A 275-nucleotide genomic window follows, 5' to 3' on the forward strand; every position below is an offset into this window, starting at 1 on the left:
CACTGGTTCGAGACCGGTATCGCCCACCACTTAATTTTAGTGTTTAAATAAATCCGAATACCTTTTCAGGTGCATCGGGCGATTAGCTCAGTTGGGAGAGCACCTCCCTTACAAGGAGGGGGTCACTGGTTCGAGACCGGTATCGCCCACCACTTTTTCCAAAGTAAACTTTAATGTTGTAAAAGTTTGACCAAGCGGGCGATTAGCTCAGTTGGGAGAGCACCTCCCTTACAAGGAGGGGGTCACTGGTTCGAGACCGGTATCGCCCACCACTT

At 50.2% G+C, this 275-nt stretch carries 2 tRNA genes; both read left to right on the plus strand.

The features are described from left to right. Positions 1 to 76: 76 nt before the first annotated feature. A tRNA-Val gene (locus tag HMPREF3020_RS06570) sits at positions 77 to 152 on the plus strand. Between the two features lie 44 nt (positions 153 to 196). Then, positions 197 to 272, plus strand: a tRNA-Val gene (locus tag HMPREF3020_RS06575). Positions 273 to 275 lie beyond the last annotated feature (3 nt).

Source organism: Haemophilus sp. HMSC068C11 (assembly GCF_001815355.1).
In the GTDB taxonomy this organism is placed as follows: Bacteria; Pseudomonadota; Gammaproteobacteria; order Enterobacterales; family Pasteurellaceae; genus Haemophilus_D.